The following is a 22233-nucleotide window of genomic DNA, read 5'->3' on the forward strand; positions in this document are numbered from 1 at the left end:
CATGAGCAAGACCCTGATCCGCGGCGCGAAGGTGCTCGGCGGCGCCCCCCAGGACGTCCTGATCGACGGCCAGACCATCGCCGGGGTCGGCACCGGGCTGAGCGCCGAGGGCGCCGAGGTCGTCGAGGCCGACGGCAAGGTGCTGCTGCCGGGCCTGGTCGACCTGCACACCCACCTGCGCGAACCCGGCCGCGAGGACTCCGAGACGGTCCTCACCGGCACCCGCGCGGCGGCCTCCGGCGGCTACACCGCGGTGTTCGCCATGGCCAACACGTTCCCCGTCGCCGACACGGCCGGCGTGGTCGAGCAGGTCTACCGGCTCGGGCAGCAGCACGGCTACTGCGACGTGCAGCCCATCGGCGCGGTGACCATCGGGCTGGAGGGCCGCAAGCTCGCCGAGCTGGGCGCCATGCACGAGTCGGCGGCCGGCGTCACCGTCTTCTCCGACGACGGCAAGTGCGTCGACGACGCGGTGATCATGCGCCGCGCGCTCGAGTACGTGAAGGCGTTCGGCGGGGTCGTCGCCCAGCACGCGCAGGAGCCCCGGCTCACCGAGGGCGCCCAGATGAACGAGGGCGTCGTCTCCGCCGAGCTGGGCCTGGGCGGCTGGCCGGCCGTCGCCGAGGAGTCGATCATCGCGCGGGACGTGCTGCTCGCCGAGCACGTCGGCTCCCGCGTGCACATCTGCCACCTGTCGACCGCCGGCTCCGTGGAGATCGTCCGCTGGGCCAAGTCCCGCGGCATCCAGGTCACCGCCGAGGTCACCCCGCACCACCTGCTGCTCACCGACGAGCTGGTGCGCAGCTACAACCCGGTGTACAAGGTCAACCCGCCGCTGCGCACCGAGCGCGACGTGCTGGCGCTGCGCGAGGCGCTCGCCGACGGCACGATCGACATCGTCGCCACCGACCACGCCCCGCACCCGCACGAGGACAAGGACTGCGAGTGGGCCGCGGCCGCCATGGGCATGGTCGGCCTGGAGACCGCGCTGTCGGTGGTCCAGGAGACCATGGTCGAGACGGGCCTGCTGGACTGGGCGCAGGTCGCCGAGCGGATGAGCACCAAGCCCGCCGAGATCGGCCGGGCCACCGGCCACGGACGCCCCGTCTCGGCTGGTGAACCCGCCAACCTCACGCTGGTCGACACCGCATACCGTGGAGCGGTGGACCCCGCGGGCTTCGCCTCGCGCAGCCGCAACACCCCCTACGAGGGGTGTGAGCTGCCGGGCCGTGTGACGCACACCTGGCTGCGGGGCAAGGCCACGCTCGTCGACGGGAAGCTCACGTGACACCTGTGATCCTGCTGGCCGCCGACCAGAAGTCGGCGGAAGTGACCGACTGGGCCGCCCGCGTCGGCTGGGTCGTCGGCCTGCTGCTGTTCGTCGCGCTCGTCTACTGGCTGATGCGCGAGGGCTGGAAGTGGCGCGGGACGCTCCAGAGCGACCTGCCGGAGCTGCCCACCGCGCCATCGGCGCCGGGTGCGGCGAGACTGACCATGACCGGCCGCTACCACGGCTCCACCACCGCCGGGCAGTGGCTCGACCGCATCGTGGCGCACGGCCTGGGCACCCGCAGCCGGGTCGAGCTCACCCTGACCGACGCGGGACTGGACGTCGTGCGCCCCGGCGCGAGCGACTTCTTCATCCCGGTCGGCGCGCTGCGGGAGGCCGTGCTCGGCAAGGGCATCGCCGGCAAGGTCCTCACCGAGGGCGGCCTTCTGGTGGTGACCTGGGAGCACGGCGGCCGGCTGATCGACTCCGGCTTCCGCTCGGACCACGCGGCCGAGCACGGCGCCTGGGTCGACGCCATCAACTCCATGATCAACAAGAGTGAAACGGAAGGCGCACGATGACGACCTCCACGAAGGGGAACGCCTCGCAGCGGAAAGGGGTGTCTCCCGCGGTACTCGTCCTGGAGGACGGCCGCGTCTTCCGCGGCCGCGCCTACGGGGCCGTGGGGGAGACGTTCGGCGAGGCGGTGTTCTCCACCGGCATGACCGGCTACCAGGAGACCCTCACCGACCCGTCGTACGACCGGCAGATCGTCGTGGCGACCGCCCCGCAGATCGGCAACACCGGCTGGAACGACGAGGACGACGAGTCCCGGCGCATCTGGGTCTCCGGCTACGTCGTGCGCGACCCCGCGCGCGTGCCGTCGAGCTGGCGCGCCACCCGCTCCCTGGACGACGAGCTGGTCGCCCAGGGCGTGGTCGGCATCTCCGGCATCGACACCCGCGCCCTCACCCGCCACCTGCGCGAGCGCGGCTCCATGCGCGCCGGCGTCTTCTCCGGCGAGGCCATCGCCCCCGACGCAGAGCTCCTCGCCCGCGTGCAGGCCCAGCCGCACATGAAGGGCGCGAGCCTCTACGAGGAGGTCGCCACCCAGGAGGCGTACGTCGTCCCCGCGGTCGGCGAGAAGCGGTTCACCGTGGCCGCCATCGACCTCGGCATCAAGGGCATGACCCCGCACCGCATGGCCGAGCGCGGCATCGAGGTGCACGTGCTGCCCGCCACCGCCACCCCCGACGACGTCTACGCCGTCGCCCCGGACGGCGTGTTCTTCTCCAACGGCCCCGGCGACCCCGCGACCGCCGACGGCCCCGTCGCCCTGATGCAGGCCGTCCTGGAGCGCAGGACCCCGCTGTTCGGCATCTGCTTCGGCAACCAGATCCTCGGCCGCGCCCTCGGCTTCGGCACCTACAAGCTGAAGTACGGCCACCGCGGCATCAACCAGCCGGTCCAGGACCGCACCACCGGCAAGGTCGAGGTCACCGCGCACAACCACGGCTTCGCCGTGGACGCGCCGCTCGACAAGGTCAGCGAGACCGAGTTCGGCCGCGCCGAGGTCTCCCACGTCTGCCTCAACGACGACGTCGTGGAGGGCCTGCAGCTGCTCGACCAGCCGGCCTTCTCCGTCCAGTACCACCCCGAAGCGGCCGCCGGCCCGCACGACGCCGCCTACCTGTTCGACCGCTTCGTCTCCCTGATGGAGGGCCAGCGTGCCTAAGCGCACCGATATCCAGTCCGTCCTGGTCATCGGCTCCGGCCCGATCGTCATCGGCCAGGCCGCCGAGTTCGACTACTCCGGCACCCAGGCGTGCCGCGTGCTCAAGGCCGAGGGCCTGCGCGTCGTCCTCGTCAACTCCAACCCGGCGACGATCATGACCGACCCGGAGATCGCCGACGCCACCTACGTCGAGCCGATCACCCCGGAGTTCGTCGAGAAGATCATCGCCAAGGAGCGCCCCGACGCCCTGCTGCCCACCCTGGGCGGCCAGACGGCCCTGAACACCGCCATCTCGCTGCACGAGAACGGCGTCCTGGAGAAGTACGGCGTCGAGCTGATCGGCGCCAAGCCCGAGGCCATCCACAAGGGCGAGGACCGCGACCAGTTCAAGGTGGTCGTGGAGGAGGTCCGCCGCAAGATCGGGCACGGCGAGTCCGCCCGCTCGGTCATCTGCCACACCATGGACGACGTCCTCCAGGGCGTCGAGACCCTCGGCGGCTACCCCGTCGTCGTCCGGCCCTCCTTCACCATGGGCGGCGCCGGCTCCGGCTTCGCCCACGACGAGGAGGAGCTGCGCCGCATCGCCGGCCAGGGCCTCACGCTCTCCCCGACCACCGAGGTGCTCCTGGAGGAGTCCATCCTCGGCTGGAAGGAGTACGAGCTGGAGCTGATGCGCGACAAGCACGACAACGTCGTGGTCGTCTGCTCCATCGAGAACTTCGACCCCATGGGCGTGCACACCGGCGACTCGATCACCGTCGCGCCCGCGATGACGCTGACCGACCGCGAGTACCAGATCCTGCGCGACGTCGGCATCGCCGTGATCCGCGAGGTCGGCGTCGACACCGGCGGCTGCAACATCCAGTTCGCGGTGAACCCCGAGGACGGCCGGGTCATCGTCATCGAGATGAACCCGCGCGTGTCGCGGTCCTCCGCCCTCGCCTCCAAGGCGACCGGCTTCCCCATCGCAAAGATCGCGGCCAAGCTCGCCGTCGGCTACACCCTCGACGAGATCCCCAACGACATCACGCAGGAGACCCCGGCCTCCTTCGAGCCGACGCTCGACTACGTGGTCGTCAAGGCCCCGCGCTTCGCCTTCGAGAAGTTCCCCTCCGCCGACTCCGGCCTCACCACCACCATGAAGTCCGTCGGCGAGGCCATGGCCATCGGCCGCAACTTCCCCGAGGCGTTCCAGAAGGCGCTGCGCTCGCTGGAGAAGAAGGGCAGCCAGTTCACCTTCGTCGGCGAGCCCGGCGACAAGGACGAGCTGCTGCGGGAGGCCGTGCGGCCCACCGACGGCCGGATCAACACCGTGATGCAGGCCATCCGCGCCGGCGCCACCCCCGAGGAGGTCTTCGACCACACGAAGATCGACCCGTGGTTCGTCGACCAGCTCTTCCTGATCAAGGAGATCGCCGACGAGCTGGCCGAGGCCGCCGAGCTCACCCCGGAGCTGCTCGTCGAGGCCAAGCGGCACGGCTTCTCCGACCAGCAGATCGCCGAGATCCGCGGGCTGCGCGAGGACGTGGTGCGCGAGGTGCGGCACGCGCTGGGCGTGCGCCCGGTCTACAAGACGGTCGACACCTGCGCCGCCGAGTTCGCCGCGAAGACCCCGTACTTCTACTCGGCCTACGACGAGGAGAGCGAGGTTGCGCCGCGCGAGAAGCCGGCCGTCATCATCCTCGGCTCCGGCCCCAACCGCATCGGCCAGGGCATCGAGTTCGACTACTCCTGTGTCCACGCCTCCTTCGCCCTGAGCGACGCGGGCTACGAGACGGTGATGGTCAACTGCAACCCGGAGACCGTCTCCACCGACTACGACACCTCCGACCGCCTGTACTTCGAGCCGCTCACGCTCGAGGACGTGCTGGAGATCGTCCACGCCGAGCGGCAGGCCGGCCCGGTCGCCGGCGTCGTCGTGCAGCTCGGCGGCCAGACCCCGCTGGGCCTCGCCCAGGCGCTGAAGGACAACGGCGTGCCGATCGTCGGCACCCCGCCGGAGGCCATCCACGCGGCCGAGGACCGGGGCGCCTTCGGCCGGGTGCTGAAGGAGGCCGGCCTGCCGGCCCCCAAGCACGGCACCGCCACCACCTTCACCGAGGCCAAGGCCATCGCCGACGAGATCGGCTACCCGGTCCTGGTCCGCCCGTCCTACGTCCTCGGCGGCCGCGGCATGGAGATCGTCTACGACGAGACCCGCCTGGCCGCGTACATCGAGGAGTCGACCGAGATCAGCCCCACCCGGCCGGTGCTCGTCGACCGCTTCCTCGACGACGCCATCGAGATCGACGTCGACGCCCTCTACGACGGCGAGGAGCTGTACCTCGGCGGTGTCATGGAGCACATCGAGGAGGCCGGCATCCACTCCGGCGACTCGGCGTGCGCGCTGCCCCCGATCACCCTCGGCGGCTTCGACATCAAGCGGCTGCGCGCCTCCACCGAGGCCATCGCCCACGGTGTCGGCGTGCGCGGGCTGATCAACATCCAGTTCGCGATGGCCGGCGACATCCTCTACGTCCTGGAGGCCAACCCGCGCGCCTCCCGCACGGTCCCCTTCACCTCGAAGGCGACCGCGGTGCCGCTCGCCAAGGCCGCCGCCCGCATCTCGCTGGGCGCGACCATCGCCGAGCTGCGCGCCGAGGGCCTGCTGCCCGCCCGCGGCGACGGCGGCGAGCTGCCGCTGGACGCGCCGATCTCCGTCAAGGAGGCCGTGCTGCCCTGGAGCCGCTTCCGCGACACCTCCGGCCGCGGCGTCGACACCATCCTCGGCCCGGAGATGCGCTCCACCGGCGAGGTCATGGGCATCGACTCGGTGTTCGGCACGGCCTACGCCAAGTCGCAGGCCGGCGCCTACGGCCCGCTGCCCACCAAGGGCCGCGCGTTCATCTCGGTCGCCAACCGGGACAAGCGCTCGATGATCTTCCCGGCGCGCGAGCTGGTCGCCCACGGCTTCGAGCTGCTGGCCACCTCCGGCACCGCCGAGGTCCTCAAGCGCAACGGCATCAACGCCACGGTCGTGCGCAAGCAGTCCGAGGGCACCGGCCCGAACGGCGAGAAGACCATCGTCCAGCTCATCCACGACGGCGAGGTCGACCTCATCGTCAACACCCCGTACGGCACCGGCGGCCGCCTGGACGGCTACGACATCCGTACGGCGGCGGTGGCCCGCTCGGTGCCCTGCCTGACCACGGTCCAGGCGCTCGCGGCGGCGGTCCAGGGCATCGACGCCCTCAACCACGGCGACGTGGGCGTCCGCTCCCTGCAGGAACACGCGGAACACCTGACCGCGGCCCGCGACTGACAGCCCACGGGGGACACCGGAAACGGTGTCCCCCTCCGTCTGAGGACCCCGAGGACCCACCCGAGATGTACGACCTCTTCTTCCGCCTGGTCTTCCGGCGGATGGACCCGGAGCGGGCACACCACCTGGCCGTCCGCTGGATCCGCCTCATCGCCCGCGTCCCCGTGCTGCGCACGTTCGTCGCGGCCCTCCTCGCGCCCCGCGCGAAGGAGCTGCGCACCGAGGCGTTCGGCCTGCGGCTGCACAGCCCCTTCGGGCTCGCCGCCGGCTTCGACAAGAACGCCGTCGCGATCGACGGGATGGCGATGCTCGGCTTCGACCACGTCGAGATCGGCACCGTCACCGGCCAGGCCCAGCCCGGCAACCCGAAGAAGCGGCTGTTCCGCCTGGTCGCCGACCGGGCGCTGATCAACCGCATGGGCTTCAACAACGACGGCTCGCTGGCCGTCGCCGCCCGCCTGGCCTCCCGCGAGCCCGTCTTCCGCACGGTCGTGGGCGTCAACATCGGCAAGACCAAGGTCGTCCCGGAGGCGGACGCCGTCGCCGACTATGTGACGTCGGCCGAGCGGCTCGCGCCCCACGCCGACTACCTGGTCGTCAACGTCTCCTCGCCCAACACGCCCGGGCTGCGCAACCTCCAGGCGACCGAGGCGCTGCGCCCGCTGCTGACCGCCGTGCGCGAGGCCGCCGACCGGGTCGCCCCCGCGCGCCGCGTGCCGCTCCTGGTGAAGATCGCGCCCGACCTGGCCGACGACGACGTCGACGCGGTCGCCGACCTCGCCGTGGAGCTGGGCCTGGACGGGATCATCGCCACCAACACCACCGTCGCGCGCGAGGGACTCGGGCTGCGGTCCGCCCCGGAGCTGCTCGCGGAGACCGGCGGCCTGTCCGGCGCGCCACTGAAGACCCGCTCCCTGGAGGTGCTGCGACGCCTCTACGCACGCGTGGGCGACCGGGTGACCCTGATCGGGGTCGGCGGCGTCGAGAACGCCGAGGACGCCTGGCAGCGCATCCTGGCCGGCGCCACCCTGGTCCAGGGCTACAGCGCCTTCATCTACCAGGGGCCCTTCTGGGGCCGCGCGATCCACAAGGGCCTCGTCGCCCGCCTGCGCACGAGCCCGTACGCCACCCTCGCCGACGCGGTCGGCGCCGACGTGAGGAACACCGTGAACAGCACCACGGACACCGGGAACACCATCGTGGGCCGGACGGGAGCGGCCGGATGAGCGCCCTGGAGCCCTTCGGCGCCCGGCTGCGCCGCGCGATGGACGAGCGCGGCCCGCTGTGCGTGGGCATCGACCCGCACGCGTCCCTGCTCGTGGAGTGGGGCCTGAACGACGACGTCGCCGGCCTGGAGCGGTTCAGCCGCACCGTCGTCGAGGCGGTGGCCGACCGGGTCGCCGTGATGAAGCCGCAGAGCGCGTTCTTCGAGCGCTTCGGCTCCCGCGGCGTCGCCGTGCTGGAGACGGTGGTCCGCGAGGCCCGCGCGGCCGGCACCCTGGTCGTGATGGACGCCAAGCGCGGCGACATCGGCTCCACCATGGCCGGGTACGCCGAGGCCTACCTGCACAAGGACGCCCCGCTGTTCTCCGACGCCCTCACGGTGTCGCCCTACCTCGGCTACGGCTCGCTCGGCCCGGCCGTCGGCCTCGCGCGCGAGAACGGCGCCGGCCTGTTCGTCCTCGCGCTGACCTCCAACCCGGAGGGCGGCGAGGTGCAGCACGCGGTGCGCGCGGACGGCCGCACCGTCGGCGCGACCATGCTGGCCCACCTGGCCGCCGAGAACGCGGGGGAGCAGCCGCTGGGCTCCTTCGGCGCGGTGGTCGGCGCGACCGTGGGTGACCTCGCCTCGTACGACCTGGACGTCAACGGTCCGCTCCTCGCCCCGGGTGTCGGCGCGCAGGGGGCCACCGCGGCCGACCTCCCGCGGGTGTTCGGGCCGGCGCTGCGCAACGTCGTGCCGAACGTGAGCCGCGGGGTGTTGCGCCAGGGTCCCGACCCGGTCGCGCTGCGTGACGCCGCCCGGAGGTTCGCCGACGAGATCCGGGACGTGGTGGCGGATGCCTGAATCCGCTCGCGCGTGCGTTCGGACGCTCTGACGAGGGGTTCCGTCACGGCCGCAGTGCGGACAGACCTCCGAATCGGGGGCAGTATGTCCGCAATTGTCCGCCCCGGCTGAGGCTGACCAGGACTTTTCCGCTGTTCTCGCTGACTCCGGCGGACTTGACCGCTAGTCTCCGACGTGTGAGGGCGCCTCCCCCGGCTGGTGGAGCCCTCCGTACAAGTGGGTGAGGGCGGGCAGGCGTGTTGCTCGTGGCTCCCCAGGTGTGGGGCGTACTAGGTTCCTCACCGGTCCGTATCCGACAGTTCGACATCCGAGGTGACGTAGGCGTGGCTCTTCCGCCCCTTACCCCCGAACAGCGCGCAGCCGCGCTCGAAAAGGCCGCCGCGGCTCGCCGGGAGCGGGCCGAGGTCAAGAATCGACTCAAGCACTCCGGCGCCTCCCTGCACGAGGTCATCAAGCAGGGTCAGGAGAACGACGTCATCGGCAAGATGAAGGTCTCCGCCCTGCTGGAGTCCCTGCCCGGCGTGGGCAAGGTCCGCGCCAAGCAGATCATGGAGCGACTCGGCATCTCCGAGAGCCGTCGTGTGCGCGGCCTCGGTTCCAACCAGATCGCGTCCCTGGAGCGTGAGTTCGGCAGCACCGGCTCCTGACGCCGGCCGTCGCCGGGAAGGGAGTCCCGGGCACACCGGGATTGCTGGAATAATCGCTGCATGGCTGCAACATCCCGGGGGACGACCCCCGAGCCCCCGGACGTACGTCCGCGGCTGACCGTGCTCTCCGGCCCCTCCGGGGTCGGCAAGAGCACGGTCGTCGCCCATATGCGCAAGGAACACCCCGAGGTGTGGCTCTCGGTGTCGGCGACGACCCGCAAGCCCCGCCCCGGTGAGCAGCACGGAGTGCACTACTTCTTCGTCTCCGACGACGAGATGGACAAGCTCATCGCCAACGGCGAGCTGCTGGAGTGGGCCGAGTTCGCCGGCAACCGCTACGGCACGCCCCGCGCTGCCGTGCTGGAGCGGCTGGAGGCCGGGGAGCCGGTCCTGCTGGAGATCGACCTCCAGGGCGCCCGGCAGGTCCGCGCCTCCATGCCCGAGGCGCAGCTCGTGTTCCTGGCCCCGCCCTCCTGGGACGAGCTGGTGCGCAGGCTCACCGGCCGCGGCACCGAACAGCCCGAGGTGATCGAGCGCCGGCTGGACGCGGCCAAGGTGGAACTGGCCGCCGAACCGGAGTTCGACGAGACGCTGGTCAACACCTCCGTCGAGGACGTGGCGCGTGAGCTGCTAGCCTTGATGGATGTGGTGTGACCGGAGTGCTGTGATCACGCACCCGTGACAGCGGCCCGGCGATCACCACCGTGTTCCGGTTTTTCGTTTCTTTCCCATCCATCGGAAGGTAGAGCGTGTCCTCTTCCATCTCCGCGCCCGAGGGCATCATCAACCCGCCGATCGACGAGCTCCTCGAGGCCACCGACTCGAAGTACAGCCTCGTGATCTACGCGGCCAAGCGGGCACGCCAGATCAACGCGTACTACTCGCAGCTCGGCGAGGGCCTCCTCGAGTACGTCGGTCCGCTCGTGGACACCCACGTGCACGAGAAGCCGCTCTCGATCGCCCTGCGCGAGATCAACGCGGGTCTGCTGACGTCCGAGGCCATCGAGGGCCCGGCGCAGTAGCGACAGCATCGTGCGAACGCCTTCTCCACAGGCCCGGCAGCACTCCTGCCGGGCCTGTGGTGTGTCATGGGGACGTACGGTCTCCGAGCGTTTCTGAGCCATTCCGAGCCATTCCGAGTCATGCCGAGTCAGGGGAGAGACGGTGGACAAGCCCAAGGTCGTGCTGGGGGTCAGCGGTGGCATCGCCGCCTACAAGGCCTGCGAGCTGCTGAGGAGGTTCACCGAGTCCGGCCACGACGTCCGGGTCGTCCCCACCGCCTCCGCCCTGCACTTCGTCGGCGCCGCCACCTGGTCGGCCCTGTCCGGCAACCCCGTGGCCACCGACGTCTGGGAGGACGTCCACGAGGTCCCGCACGTGCGGATCGGCCAGCACGCCGACCTGGTCGTGGTCGCCCCCGCCACCGCCGACACCCTCGCCCGGGCGGCCCACGGCCTGGCGAACGACCTGCTGACCAACACCCTGCTCACCGCCCGCTGTCCGGTGGTCTTCGCCCCCGCCATGCACACCGAGATGTGGGAGCACCCGGCCACCCGGGAGAACGTGGCGACGCTGCGCCGCCGCGGCAGCGTCGTCATCGAACCGGCCGTCGGCCGCCTCACCGGCGTCGACACCGGAAAGGGCCGGCTGCCCGACCCGGCCGAGATCTTCGAGGTCTGCCGCCGCGTGCTGGCCCGCGGCACCACCGGACCCGACCTCGCCGGACGGCACGTCGTCGTGAGCGCCGGCGGCACCCGCGAGCCGCTCGACCCCGTTCGCTTCCTCGGCAACCGCTCCTCCGGCAAGCAGGGCTACGCCCTCGCCCGCACCGCCGCCGCCCGGGGCGCCCGGGTCACCCTGATCGCGGCCAACACGAGCCTGCCCGACCCGGCGGGCGTCGACGTCGTGCCGGTCGGCACGGCCGTCCAGCTCCGTGAGGCGGTCCTCAAGGCGGCCGCGGACGCCGACGCGGTCGTCATGGCCGCCGCCGTCGCCGATTTCCGGCCTGCCTCCTACGCGACCGGGAAGATCAAGAAGAAGGACGGCCAGGAGCCCGAGCCGGTCGTCCTGGTGCGCAACCCCGACGTGCTCGCCGAGATCTCCGCCGAACGGGCCCGGACCGGACAGGTGATCGTCGGCTTCGCCGCCGAGACCGACGAGGTCCTCGCCAACGGCCGCGCCAAGCTCAGCCGCAAGGGCTGCGACCTGCTCGTGGTCAACGAGGTGGGGGAGCGCAAGACCTTCGGCGCCGAGGAGAACGAGGCGGTCGTGCTGGGCGCCGACGGCAGCGAGACGCCCGTGCCGCACGGCCCCAAGGAGGCCCTCGCCGACACCGTGTGGGACCTGGTGCGCGAGCGCCTGGCATGACGGTTCACCGGACCGGACCAACGCCGGGGACCGGCTCGATCCGGGCGTGGCGCCCCTGGCCAGGCCGCACGGCATTGGGCAGAATGCCCCGTGCCGCAGGTCACAGCGCTCCCGAGAGGCGAGACAGTGGGTCCGCGGCCGGGCTCGACCGATAAACTGTCCCCGGACGACGCCGGGCGCAGCCTCCGTCGCGTCCACCAATGATCAGCCAGCAGCCGCTGCAACCCCAGGGAGCGTTGTGTCCCGTCGCCTGTTCACCTCGGAGTCCGTGACCGAGGGTCACCCCGACAAGATCGCTGACCAGATCAGCGACACCATTCTCGACGCGTTGCTGCGCGAGGACCCCACCTCCCGGGTGGCGGTCGAGACCCTGATCACGACCGGCCTGGTGCACGTGGCCGGAGAGGTCACCACGAAGGCCTACGCGCCGATCCCGCAGCTCGTGCGCGAGCGGATCCTCGAGATCGGCTACGACTCCTCGAAGAAGGGCTTCGACGGCGCCTCCTGCGGTGTGTCGGTGTCGATCGGCTCACAGTCCCCGGACATCGCGCAGGGCGTCGACGCGGCGTACGAGGCCCGGGTGGAGGGCGACGACGACGAGCTGGACCGCCAGGGCGCCGGCGACCAGGGCCTGATGTTCGGCTACGCCTCCGACGAGACGCCGACGCTGATGCCGCTGCCGATCTTCCTGGCCCACCGGCTGTCCAAGCGCCTGTCGGACGTGCGCAAGAACGGCACCATCCCCTACCTGCGCCCGGACGGCAAGACGCAGGTCACCATCGAGTACGACGGCGACAAGGCGGTCCGCCTGGACACCGTCGTGGTCTCCTCGCAGCACGCCTCCGACATCGACCTGGAGTCGCTGCTGGCCCCCGACATCCGCGAGTTCGTCGTGGAGCCGGAGCTGAAGGCTCTCCTGGACGACGGCATCAAGCTGGACACCGAGGGCTACCGCCTGCTGGTGAACCCCACCGGCCGCTTCGAGATCGGCGGTCCGATGGGCGACGCGGGCCTGACCGGCCGGAAGATCATCATCGACACCTACGGCGGCATGGCCCGCCACGGCGGCGGCGCCTTCTCCGGCAAGGACCCGTCCAAGGTGGACCGCTCGGCCGCGTACGCGATGCGCTGGGTGGCGAAGAACGTGGTCGCCGCGGGCCTGGCCTCCCGCTGCGAGGTCCAGGTGGCCTACGCGATCGGCAAGGCCGAGCCGGTGGGCCTGTTCGTGGAGACCTTCGGCACCGAGAAGGTCGACATCGACCGGATCGAGCAGGCCATCGACCAGGTCTTCGACCTGCGCCCGGCCGCGATCATCCGCGACCTGGACCTGCTGCGCCCGATCTACGCCCAGACCGCCGCGTACGGCCACTTCGGCCGTGAGCTGCCCGACTTCACCTGGGAGAAGACGGACCGCGTGGACGCCCTGCGCAAGGCGGCGGGCCTGTAGGTCCGCCCCGCCCGTACGACGGCGAAGGCCCGGCGTTCCCTCGGAGGGCCGGGCCTTCGGCCTCCCCGGCGCGAACGCCGGTCGTCGTGTCAGTGGCGTTTGGTAAGAATGCAAGCGTGAGCAGCGAGAACGGGGTCGGTGAGGGCGGTGCCGAGGGGGCGCCGCCCGAGCAGCTCGCGCTGATCCGGGAGAGCGTCCGCAAGGCCAAGGAGCCCCGGGCCAAGCCGCGCACCTGGCGCGGGGCGGCGCTCGCCGAGCGGCTGCCCGTCGCCCGGGTCCTCGTCGACAAGGGCGTGCTCCACCTCGACCGCTACTTCGACTACGCCGTGCCCGCCGACCTCGACGCCGACGCCCAGCCCGGGGTGCGGGTGCGGGTGCGGTTCGGTGCCGGGCGCGGCCGGGTGCGCGAGGGGCGGCGCGAGGGCGGCGGCCTGATCGACGGCTTCCTGATCGAGCGGCTGCCCGAGTCCGACTACTCCGGGCCGCTCGCCGCGCTGGCCCAGGTCGTGTCGCCCGAGCGGGTGCTGAGCCCGGAGCTGCTGGGCCTCGCCCGGGCCGTCGCCGACCGCTACGCCGGGAGCCTCGCCGACGTCCTCCAGCTCGCCGTGCCCCCGCGCAACGCCCGCGCCGAGCAGCGCCCCTCGCCCGCGCCCCTGCCCCCGCCGGAGCGCCCCCAGCCCGGCTCCTGGAGCCGCTACGAGCACGGTGGGGCCTTCCTGGACGCCCTGTCCTCCGGGGCGTCGCCGCGGGCCGTGTGGAACGCCCTGCCGGGACCCGGGTGGAGCGACGAGCTGGCCCGGGCCGTCGCCGCAACCCTCGCCTCCGGGCGCGGCGCCCTCGTCGTCGTGCCGGACGGACGGTCCGCCGCGCGCGTGGACGCCGCCCTCACCGCCCTGCTCGGCGAGGGACGGCACGCGCTGCTGACCGCCGACGCCGGGCCCGAGAAGCGCTACCGCGAATGGCTCGCCGTGCGCCGGGGCTCCGTACGGGCCGTGGTCGGGACCCGCGCCGCCATGTTCGCGCCGGTCCAGGACCTGGGGCTGGTCGCGCTGTGGGACGACGGCGACGACAGCCACAGCGAGCCGCACGCCCCCCAGCCGCACGCCCGCGACGTCCTGCTGCTGCGGGCCGCCCAGGACGGGTGCGGATTCCTGCTCGGCGGGTGGAGCTGCACGGTCGAGGCGGCCCAGCTCGTGGAGAGCGGCTGGGCCCGGCCGCTGGTCGCGGGCCGCGAGCAGGTGCGGCGCGCGGCCCCGCTCGTGCGGACCGTGGGGGACCTCGACCTCGCGCGCGACGAGGCCGCCCGCGCCGCCCGGCTGCCCACCCTCGCCTGGCAGGTCGTCCGGGACGCGCTGCGCCAGGGACCGGTGCTGGTGCAGGTGCCCCGCCGTGGCTACGTGCCGCGCACCGCCTGCGCCCGGTGCCGGGCCGCCGCGCGCTGCCGGCACTGCTCCGGGCCGCTCGAGGCGCGCGACGGGGGCGCGCTGGCCTGCGGCTGGTGCGGACGCGCGGAGACCGGCTGGAGCTGCCCGGAGTGCGGCTCCGTCCGGCTGCGCGCCCAGGTGGTGGGCGCCCGCCGCACCGCCGAGGAGCTGGGCCGGGCGTTCCCGGCCGTGCCGGTGCGCACCTCCGGGCGCGAGCACGTGCTGGACACGGTGCCCGCGGCGCCCGCCCTGGTCGTCAGCACCCCCGGGGCCGAGCCGGTGGCCGAGGGCGGGTACGCGGCCGCCCTGCTGCTGGACGGCTGGGCCATGCTCGCCCGGCCCGACCTGCGGGCCGGGGAGGACGCGCTGCGCCGCTGGATCGCCGCCGCCGCGCTGGTGCGCCCGCAGGAGGCCGGCGGGACCGTGGTGGCGCTGGCCGAGCCGACGCTGCGGCCGGTGCAGGCGCTGGTGCGCTGGGACCCGGTCGGGCACGCGGTGCGGGAGCTGGCGGAGCGGGCCGAGCTGGGCTTCCCGCCCGTGTCGCGGATGGCGGCCGTCTCGGGACCCCGGGACGCGGTCATCACGTTCCTGGACGCCGTGGAGCTGCCGGCGGAGGCCGAGGTGCTCGGACCGGTGCCGCTGTCCGTGACCCCGGCCGGAAGCCCCCGGCGCACCGGGGCGCCGCCGCCCGGGGAGCACTGGGACCGGGCCCTGGTGCGGGTGCCACCGGGGCGGGGAGCCGCGCTCGCGTCGGCCCTGAAGGCGGCGCAGGCCGCGCGGATGGCGCGGGGCGGGAGCGGCGGCGCGGGGACCGCGGAAGCCGTACGGGTACGGATCGACCCGCCGGACATCGGGTGACGGGGGCGCCGTCCGGCCGCCGGCTCCGACGGGGGCCCGGCATGCGACTGCCCTCCCGGGGTGACCGAGAGGGCAGGGGAGGAGAGGCGGGGCGGGTGTCAGCCGTTGCGGGGGCCGGGGAACGCCGTCGGTCTCACCTCGTCGCGCAGGGCGGCGCTGCCGGCCGTCGGCTGCGTCGGCATCGAACGGGCCGCGGGGACGGTGGGGACCGGGGCGATGCCGGTGCCGACGTTGACCGTGCGGGTCGCCGCGGGCTCGGCGGCCCGGTCCGCGTCCGCCGCCGCCCGGTCCGCAGCGCGGCGGGCGCCGTAGCGCCGGTGCACCGCCTGCTTGGTCACGCCGAGGGCCGAGCCCACCGCGTCCCACGAGAAGCCGAGCGAACGGTCGAAGTCGACGGCCGCGGTGACCAGGGTCTCGACGCTGTCCCGCAGCTCCTGGGCCAGGCGGACCGTCGGGGCGGGGGCGCGTCCGTAGACGACGAAGCCCGTGGAGGGGCCGGAGCGGCGGGGTCGGTAGACGTTGCCCAACTGGGCGGTGAGGGTGCGCAGTGCGTCCACCTGCCGGCGGACCCGCTCGATGTCCCGCACCAGCAAGTGCAGGCTCGCCCGGGCCTGGGCGTCGTGGGTTGCGTGGTCGGCCATGAACAAGCCTCTCGAACCGGCGTGAAGAGAAGGTCAACTCCTACGTGACCAACGCGGTCAAGCTCCGCTGGTCACGCCTTGGGGGCGTATGGGCATATGCGTACGCCCCCTCGCGCGGCGCGTCGGCGGCCGGCTCCCGCCTTAGACTTGTGCGCTGCCCGCGTTCGTCCCGTCCGAGAGGTCCGTGTCCTTCATGAAGCTCGTCTTCGCCGGTACCCCCGAGGTCGCCGTCCCCGCGCTGGACGCCCTGATCTCCTCCGGGCGGCACGAGGTGGCCGCCGTGGTCACGCGGCCCGACGCCCCGGCCGGGCGGGGCCGCCGGCTGGTCGCCTCGCCCGTGGCGCAGCGGGCCGAGGAGGCCGGGATCGAGGTGCTGCGGCCGGCGCGGCCGCGCGAGCCGGAGTTCCTGGAGCGGCTGCGGCAGATCGCCCCGGACTGCTGCCCCGTCGTCGCCTACGGCGCGCTGCTGCCCAAGGTCGCGCTGGACATCCCCGCGCACGGCTGGGTCAACCTGCACTTCTCGCTGCTGCCCGCCTGGCGCGGGGCCGCGCCCGTGCAGCACGCGCTGATGGCGGGCGACGAGATCACCGGCGCGTCCACCTTCCTCATCGAGGAGGGGCTGGACTCCGGGCCCGTCTACGGCACCCTCACCGAGGAGGTCCGCCCCACGGACACGAGCGGCGACCTGCTGACCCGGCTCGCCTTCGCGGGCGCCGGGCTGCTCGTCGCCACCATGGACGGCATCGAGGACGGCACCCTGAAGGCCGTGCCGCAGCCGGCCGACGGCGTCACCCTCGCCCCGAAGATCACCGTCGAGGACGCGAGGGTCGACTGGGCCGCGCCCGCGCTGCGGGTCGACCGGGTGGTGCGCGGCTGCACCCCCGCCCCCGGCGCCTGGACCACGTTCCGCGGCGAGCGCCTCAAGCTCATCCAGGCCAGGCCCGTGCCGGAGCGCACCGACCTCACCCCCGGGCAGCTCGCCGTCGGCAAGAACGACGTGTTCGTGGGCACCGGGTCGTACGCGGTGGAGCTGCTGTGGGTGCAGGCCCAGGGCAAGAAGCCGATGCGGGCCGCCGACTGGGCGCGGGGCGTGCGGATCACCGAGGACGAGCGGCTGGGGGCCTGACGGCCAGCGCGTAGGCTGGGCGGACAGCCCGTTCTGCGATCCGGAGCACCTTTTTCGTGAGCGATCAGTCCCGCCGTCCGCACAAGCCCGGCAAGCCCCACCGCCGCCCCCAGAAGGACCCCGTCCGCATCCTCGCCTTCGAGGCGCTGCGCGCGGTGGACGAGCGGGACGCGTACGCCAACCTCGTGCTGCCGCCGCTGCTGCGCAAGGCCCGCGAGAAGGGCGGCTTCGACGGGCGGGACGCCGCGCTGGCCACCGAGCTGGTGTACGGCACGCTGCGGCGGCAGGGGACGTACGACGCGATCGTCGCCGCCTGTGTCGACCGGCCGTTGCGCGAGGTCGACCCGCCGGTGCTGGACGTCCTCGGGCTCGGCGTGCACCAGTTGCTCGGCACCCGGATCCCGCCGCACGCGGCGGTGTCCGCGACCGTCGAGCTGGCCCGGGTCGTGCTCGGCGACGGACGGGCCAAGTTCGTCAACGCCGTGCTGCGCAAGGTGGCCCGGCACGACCTCGACGGCTGGCTCGAGAAGGTCGCGCCGCCCTACGACGACGGCCCCGAGGACCACCTCGCCGTCGTCCACTCGCATCCCCGCTGGGTCGTCTCCGCGCTGTGGGACTCCCTGGGCGGCCCGCGCGCCGGCATCGAGGACCTGCTGGAGGCCGACAACGAGCGGCCCGAGGTCACCCTGGTCGCCCGTCCCGGCCGGTCCACGACCGAGGAACTGCTGCGCGAGGAGGCCGCGGTGGAGGGGCGCTGGTCGCCCTACGCCGTGCGGCTCACCGAGGGCGGCGAGCCCGGGGCCGTCGAGGCCGTCCGCGAGGGGCGGGCCGGCGTCCAGGACGAGGGCAGCCAGCTGGTCGCGCTCGCCCTCGCGCACGCGCCCGTGGAGGGCCGTGACGCGCTGTGGCTCGACGGGTGCGCCGGCCCCGGCGGCAAGGCCGCGCTGCTCGGCGCGCTCGCCGCCGAGCGGGGCGCGGTGCTGCTCGCCTCCGAGAAGCAGCCGCACCGGGCCGGTCTGGTGGCGCGGGCGCTCGACGGCAACCCCGGGCCCTACCAGGTCATCGCCGCCGACGGGACCCGCCCGCCGTGGCGGCCCGGCTCCTTCGACCGCGTCCTGATGGACGTCCCGTGCACCGGCCTGGGCGCGCTGCGCCGCCGCCCCGAGGCACGGTGGCGGCGCCGCCCGGAGGACCTGGACGGCTTCGCCCCGCTGCAGCGCGACCTGCTGCGCACGGCGCTGGAGTCGGTACGGGTCGGCGGCGTCGTCGGCTACGCCACGTGTTCCCCGCACCTCGCCGAGACCCGGGCCGTCGTGGCGGACGTCCTCAAGCAGTTCCCCGACACGGAACTGATCGACGCCCGCCCCCTGCTCCCCGACGTCCCGGCCCTGGGCGAGGGCCCCGATATCCAGCTCTGGCCCCACCTGCACGGCACGGACGCGATGTACCTCGCCCTGATCCGCCGCACCGGCTGACCCACGCAGGAAGGGGCGCGGGGAACGCACGCCCGGCCACCGCCCCACCGACACCCGACCACGCACCCCCGCCCCCCAGGGGCGCGGGGAACTGCGCACCCACCGCCACCCCGGCCCACCCGCACCCGACCACACACCCCCCACCCCACGCACCCCCACCGCCCCGGCCGAGCGCAGCGACATGGCAGGCTTGGGACATGGCCGCGCAGATCAACCCCAGCATCCTGTCCGCCGACTTCGCCCGCCTCGCGGACGAGGCCAGGGCGGTCGCCGGAGCCGACTGGCTCCACGTCGACGTGATGGACAACCACTTCGTCCCCAACCTCACCCTCGGCGTGCCGGTCGTAGAGTCCCTGGCCCGGGCGACGGACACCCCCCTGGACTGCCACCTGATGATCGAGGACCCCGATCGGTGGGCCCCCCAGTACGTCGAGGCGGGTGCCTCCTCGGTCACCTTCCACGTGGAGGCCGCCGCCGCCCCGGTGCGCCTGGCCCGCGAGATCCGCGCCAAGGGCGCCCGCGCGTCCATGGCGCTCAAGCCCGCGACGCCCATCGAACCGTTCGAGGACCTGCTGCCCGAGCTCGACATGCTGCTGATCATGACGGTCGAACCCGGCTTCGGCGGCCAGGCGTTCCTCGACATCATGCTCCCCAAGATCCGCCGCACCCGTGAGCTGATCAGCAAGCACGGCCTGCAGCTCTGGCTCCAGGTGGACGGCGGGGTGTCGGCCTCGACGATCGAGCGCTGCGCCGAGGCGGGCGCCGACGTCTTCGTCGCCGGGTCCGCGGTCTACGGCGCCGACGACCCGGCCGAGGCGGTGCGGGCGCTGCGCGCCCGGGCCGAGACCGCCACCGCCGGAGCGTCCTGGGCGTGCGACCACTGAGCCACAGGTACGTGAACGACTCCCATCAGGGCTGATCGACCGCGCCGGATCTGCAAGGATGAACGGCGAGTCCAGAGTGTGAACACCAGAGTGTGAACAGCAGTGAGGAGATCGCCGTGTCGGGTATGTCGGCGGGCCGGTCAGCCATGCGGATGGGACCCGCTGAGCTGGTGCAGGCGGCGGCCATGGCCCGCCGCTTCTACCTCGAGGGGAAGTCCAAGATCCAGATCGCCGAGGAGTTCGGCGTCAGCCGCTTCAAGGTGGCCCGCGTTCTGGAGACGGCCCTCGAACGGGATCTCGTGCGCATCGAGATCCGTGTGCCGGCCGAGCTGGACGCCGAGCGCTCCGACGCGCTCCGCGCCCGCTACGGCCTGCGGCACGCCGTCGTGGTCGAGTCCCCGGCCGATGCCGAGGAGACGCCCGACCCGGAGAACCTGGGGGAAGTGGCCGCCGACCTGCTCGCCGAACTGGTGAACGAGGGGGACGTACTGGGACTGGCCTGGGGCCGGTCCACCATCCACATGGCGGCGGCGCTGGACCGGCTGCCGCCGTGCACGGTGGTGCAGCTCACGGGTGTGTACGACGCCGGGACCGCCGAGCGGGGCTCGGTCGAGGCGGTGCGCCGGGCCGCCCAGGTCTCCGGCGGCGACGCGCACCCCATCTACGCGCCGATGCTGCTGCCGGACGCGGCCACCGCGGCCGCGCTGCGCAACCAGACCGGGATCGCCCGGGCCTTCGAGTACTTCGACAAGGTCACCGTCGCCTGTGTCTCCATCGGCTCCTGGGAGCCGGGCATCTCCACGGTGCACGACATGCTCAGCGACGAGGAGCGGGCGCACTACGCCTCGCTCGGCGTCGCCGCGGAGATGTCGGCGCACCTGTTCGACACCGAGGGGCGGCGCGTCGGACGGGACCTGGGGGAGCGGTGCATCACGGTCAAGGCCGACCAGCTCCGCCGTATCCCCGAGGTGGTGGCGATCGCGGGCGGGCAGCGCAAGGCGGCCGCGATCGACGCGGTGCTGCGGTCGGGGCTCGTCACCAGCCTGGTGACGGACACCTCCGCGGCCGACTACCTGATGACCGCCGGGCCGACCCCCAGATCCGCGCTGAACCGCGCCGACCCCGACGGGGTCTGACCACCGCAGCACAGCAGAACACCCGGCGAGGAGCCGCGGTGGCCGGGACGACCCGCCGCCGCGGCTCCCGCGTGTGCGCCCGCCCTGGAGGATCCTCCCAACCGCCGCTGACCGGCCTGGACGTTTCGCCCGGGCACGACCGGGCGGACGTCATGGGAGAATGAAGTACGTGCTCTTTTCCCCCTGGCACACCTGTCCGGGGGTCACCTCTGATCGACTGGGATGTGCAGCACGTGCGTTTCCTCAACGACATCCGGCCCGCGTACGACCTGACGTACGACGACGTCTTCATGGTGCCGAGCCGCTCCGCGGTCGGATCGCGGCAGGGCGTCGACCTCTCCGCCCCGGACGGCACCGGCACCACGATCCCGCTGGTCGTCGCCAACATGACCGCCATCGCCGGCCGGCGCATGGCCGAGACCGTGGCCCGGCGCGGCGGCCTGGTGGTGATCCCGCAGGACATCCCGATCGACGTCGTCACCGAGGTCGTCGGCTGGGTCAAGAGCCGTCACCTGGTCCTCGACACCCCCATCGTGCTCGCCCCGCACCAGACGGTCGCCGACGCGCTGTCCCTGCTGCCCAAGCGCGCGCACAACGCGGGCGTCGTCGTCGACGCCGAGGGCCGCCCCGTCGGTGTCGTCACCGACCGGGACCTCACCGGCGTCGACCGGTTCACCCAGCTCGAGCTGGTCATGTCCAAGGACCTGCTGCTGCTCGACGCGGACATCGACCCGCGCGAGGCGTTCAACCGGCTCGACGCGGCCAACCGGCGCTACGCCCCGGCCGTCGACGCCGACGGCCGGCTGGCCGGCATCCTCACCCGCAAGGGCGCCCTGCGGGCCACGCTGTACACCCCGGCCGTCGACGCGCACGGCAAGCTGCGCATCGCGGCGGCCGTCGGCATCAACGGCGACGTGGCCGGCAAGGCCAAGCAGCTCCTCGACGCGGGCGTGGACACCCTCGTCATCGACACCGCGCACGGCCACCAGGAGTCGATGATCAGCGCCGTCCGGCTGGTGCGCGCGCTCGACCCGCAGGTGCCGATCGTCGCCGGCAACATCGTCTCCGCCGAGGGCGTCAAGGACCTGGTCGACGCGGGCGCCGACATCATCAAGGTCGGTGTGGGCCCCGGCGCCATGTGCACCACCCGCATGATGACCGGCGTCGGCCGGCCGCAGTTCTCGGCGGTCCTGGAGTGCGCCGCCGAGGCACGCAAGTACGGCAAGCACGTGTGGGCCGACGGCGGCGTGCGCCACCCCCGCGACGTGGCCATGGCCCTCGCGGCGGGCGCGTCCAACGTGATGATCGGCTCCTGGTTCGCCGGCACCTACGAGTCGCCGGGCGACCTCCAGCACGACGCCTCCGGGCGCCCCTACAAGGAGTCCTTCGGCATGGCCTCCGCGCGCGCCGTGGCCAACCGGACCTCGGAGGAGTCGGCGTACGACCGCGCCCGCAAGGCGCTGTTCGAGGAGGGCATCTCCACCTCGCGCATGTTCCTCGACCCGGCCCGCCCGGGCGTCGAGGACCTGATCGACTCGATCATCGCGGGCGTCCGCTCCTCCTGCACCTACGCCGGCGCCGCCTCCCTGGAGGAGTTCGCCGACAAGGCCGTCGTCGGCATCCAGAGCGCGGCCGGCTACGCCGAGGGCAAGCCGCTGCACGCCAGCTGGAGCTGATCCCGCCGCGCTGCGCGGGCCCGTGGCGCGCAACGCCGCCGGGGGCCCCGCGCAACGAACACGCGCCCCGCGTCGAGGAACGCAACGATCGTGCGGCGAGGCGCAAGGTTGCTGCATTTCACCAGCAACGCCCGGGCTCGTAGGGTTCTGGGCTGTACATAGCTCGGCGGGGACCCCG

The 22233-nt window shown here is 73.1% G+C and carries 18 protein-coding genes; 17 read left to right on the forward strand and 1 reads right to left on the reverse strand.

Features of this window, described 5'->3' with window-relative positions:
• Position 1: 1 nt before the first annotated feature.
• The 12 genes from E4U92_RS22795 (at position 2) to E4U92_RS22850 (ending at position 15117) form a co-directional block, all read left to right on the forward strand.
• Positions 2-1288 carry a dihydroorotase gene (locus E4U92_RS22795; RefSeq protein ID WP_137302287.1) on the forward strand — a complete coding sequence of 429 codons (1287 nt, stop codon included), beginning with the start codon at positions 2-4 and terminating at the stop codon, positions 1286-1288.
• Positions 1285-1851 carry a PH-like domain-containing protein gene (locus E4U92_RS22800; RefSeq protein WP_137302288.1) on the forward strand — a complete coding sequence of 189 codons (567 nt, stop codon included), beginning with the start codon at positions 1285-1287 and terminating at the stop codon, positions 1849-1851. The genes E4U92_RS22795 and E4U92_RS22800 overlap by 4 nt, the downstream gene beginning before the upstream one ends.
• Entirely contained in the window at positions 1848-3005 is a 1158-nt protein-coding gene (carA, locus tag E4U92_RS22805; protein ID WP_137302289.1) for a glutamine-hydrolyzing carbamoyl-phosphate synthase small subunit, read from the forward strand. Before E4U92_RS22800 ends, carA begins: the two co-directional genes overlap by 4 nt.
• A complete protein-coding gene (gene carB, locus E4U92_RS22810; RefSeq protein ID WP_137302290.1) occupies positions 2998-6306 on the forward strand; it encodes a carbamoyl-phosphate synthase large subunit in 3309 nt (1102 codons plus the stop codon). Before carA ends, carB begins: the two co-directional genes overlap by 8 nt.
• A gap of 65 nt (positions 6307-6371) precedes the next feature.
• Entirely contained in the window at positions 6372-7532 is a 1161-nt protein-coding gene (locus E4U92_RS22815) for a quinone-dependent dihydroorotate dehydrogenase (RefSeq protein WP_137302291.1), read from the forward strand.
• Positions 7529-8374 (forward strand): orotidine-5'-phosphate decarboxylase, encoded by an 846-nt coding sequence (gene pyrF / locus E4U92_RS22820; RefSeq protein WP_168725176.1) that lies wholly within the window; start codon positions 7529-7531, stop codon positions 8372-8374. Before E4U92_RS22815 ends, pyrF begins: the two co-directional genes overlap by 4 nt.
• A gap of 323 nt (positions 8375-8697) precedes the next feature.
• Positions 8698-9021, forward strand: a complete 324-nt coding sequence (locus E4U92_RS22825) for an integration host factor (RefSeq protein WP_003977346.1) — start codon at positions 8698-8700, stop codon at positions 9019-9021.
• A gap of 60 nt (positions 9022-9081) precedes the next feature.
• Entirely contained in the window at positions 9082-9675 is a 594-nt protein-coding gene (gmk, locus tag E4U92_RS22830; RefSeq protein ID WP_137302292.1) for a guanylate kinase, read from the forward strand.
• Between the two features lie 95 nt (positions 9676-9770).
• Positions 9771-10043 (forward strand): DNA-directed RNA polymerase subunit omega, encoded by a 273-nt coding sequence (gene rpoZ, locus E4U92_RS22835; protein ID WP_003977348.1) that lies wholly within the window; start codon positions 9771-9773, stop codon positions 10041-10043.
• Positions 10044-10185: 142 nt separating this feature from the next.
• Positions 10186-11388, forward strand: a complete 1203-nt coding sequence (coaBC, locus tag E4U92_RS22840) for a bifunctional phosphopantothenoylcysteine decarboxylase/phosphopantothenate--cysteine ligase CoaBC (protein WP_137302293.1) — start codon at positions 10186-10188, stop codon at positions 11386-11388.
• 238 nt (positions 11389-11626) lie between these two features.
• Positions 11627-12835, forward strand: coding sequence for a methionine adenosyltransferase (metK, locus tag E4U92_RS22845; RefSeq protein WP_137302294.1), 1209 nt, complete (start codon positions 11627-11629; stop codon positions 12833-12835).
• A 116-nt stretch (positions 12836-12951) separates the two neighbouring features.
• Positions 12952-15117, forward strand: coding sequence for a primosomal protein N' (locus E4U92_RS22850; RefSeq protein ID WP_137302295.1), 2166 nt, complete (start codon positions 12952-12954; stop codon positions 15115-15117).
• Between the two features lie 98 nt (positions 15118-15215).
• Here the strand turns inward: E4U92_RS22850 and E4U92_RS22855 are convergent, their stop codons facing one another.
• A complete protein-coding gene (locus E4U92_RS22855; RefSeq protein WP_137302296.1) occupies positions 15216-15758 on the reverse strand; it encodes a hypothetical protein in 543 nt (180 codons plus the stop codon).
• 193 nt (positions 15759-15951) lie between these two features.
• Between E4U92_RS22855 and fmt the strand changes: the two genes are divergently transcribed.
• The 5 genes from fmt (at position 15952) to E4U92_RS22880 (ending at position 22055) form a co-directional block, all read left to right on the forward strand.
• Positions 15952-16884: a methionyl-tRNA formyltransferase gene (fmt, locus tag E4U92_RS22860; RefSeq protein ID WP_137302297.1), complete on the forward strand. Its 933-nt coding sequence runs from the start codon at positions 15952-15954 to the stop codon at positions 16882-16884.
• A 56-nt stretch (positions 16885-16940) separates the two neighbouring features.
• Positions 16941-18359, forward strand: a complete 1419-nt coding sequence (locus E4U92_RS22865; protein WP_137302298.1) for an RsmB/NOP family class I SAM-dependent RNA methyltransferase — start codon at positions 16941-16943, stop codon at positions 18357-18359.
• 197 nt (positions 18360-18556) lie between these two features.
• Complete coding sequence (gene rpe / locus E4U92_RS22870; RefSeq protein WP_137302299.1) at positions 18557-19243, forward strand: ribulose-phosphate 3-epimerase; 687 nt, start codon at positions 18557-18559, stop codon at positions 19241-19243.
• 92 nt (positions 19244-19335) lie between these two features.
• A complete protein-coding gene (locus E4U92_RS22875; protein WP_137302300.1) occupies positions 19336-20379 on the forward strand; it encodes a sugar-binding transcriptional regulator in 1044 nt (347 codons plus the stop codon).
• Between the two features lie 224 nt (positions 20380-20603).
• Positions 20604-22055: a GuaB1 family IMP dehydrogenase-related protein gene (locus tag E4U92_RS22880; protein WP_137302301.1), complete on the forward strand. Its 1452-nt coding sequence runs from the start codon at positions 20604-20606 to the stop codon at positions 22053-22055.
• Positions 22056-22233: the final 178 nt, after the last annotated feature.

This window comes from Streptomyces galbus, from assembly GCF_005280195.1.
Classification (GTDB): Bacteria; Actinomycetota; Actinomycetes; order Streptomycetales; family Streptomycetaceae; genus Streptomyces; species Streptomyces galbus.

What these genes read in the sequence shown, in the direction of transcription:
- E4U92_RS22795 (WP_137302287.1), top strand. Translation starts at nt 2, where the DNA reads ATGAGCAAGACCCTGATCCGCGGCGCGAAGGTGCTCGGCGGCGCCCCC.
- carA (WP_137302289.1), top strand. Translation starts at nt 1,848, where the DNA reads ATGACGACCTCCACGAAGGGGAACGCCTCGCAGCGGAAAGGGGTGTCT.
- E4U92_RS22815 (WP_137302291.1), top strand. Translation starts at nt 6,372, where the DNA reads ATGTACGACCTCTTCTTCCGCCTGGTCTTCCGGCGGATGGACCCGGAG.
- pyrF (WP_168725176.1), top strand. Translation starts at nt 7,529, where the DNA reads ATGAGCGCCCTGGAGCCCTTCGGCGCCCGGCTGCGCCGCGCGATGGAC.
- gmk (WP_137302292.1), top strand. Translation starts at nt 9,082, where the DNA reads ATGGCTGCAACATCCCGGGGGACGACCCCCGAGCCCCCGGACGTACGT.
- E4U92_RS22855 (WP_137302296.1), bottom strand. Translation starts at nt 15,758, where the DNA reads ATGGCCGACCACGCAACCCACGACGCCCAGGCCCGGGCGAGCCTGCAC.
- fmt (WP_137302297.1), top strand. Translation starts at nt 15,952, where the DNA reads ATGAAGCTCGTCTTCGCCGGTACCCCCGAGGTCGCCGTCCCCGCGCTG.
- rpe (WP_137302299.1), top strand. Translation starts at nt 18,557, where the DNA reads ATGGCCGCGCAGATCAACCCCAGCATCCTGTCCGCCGACTTCGCCCGC.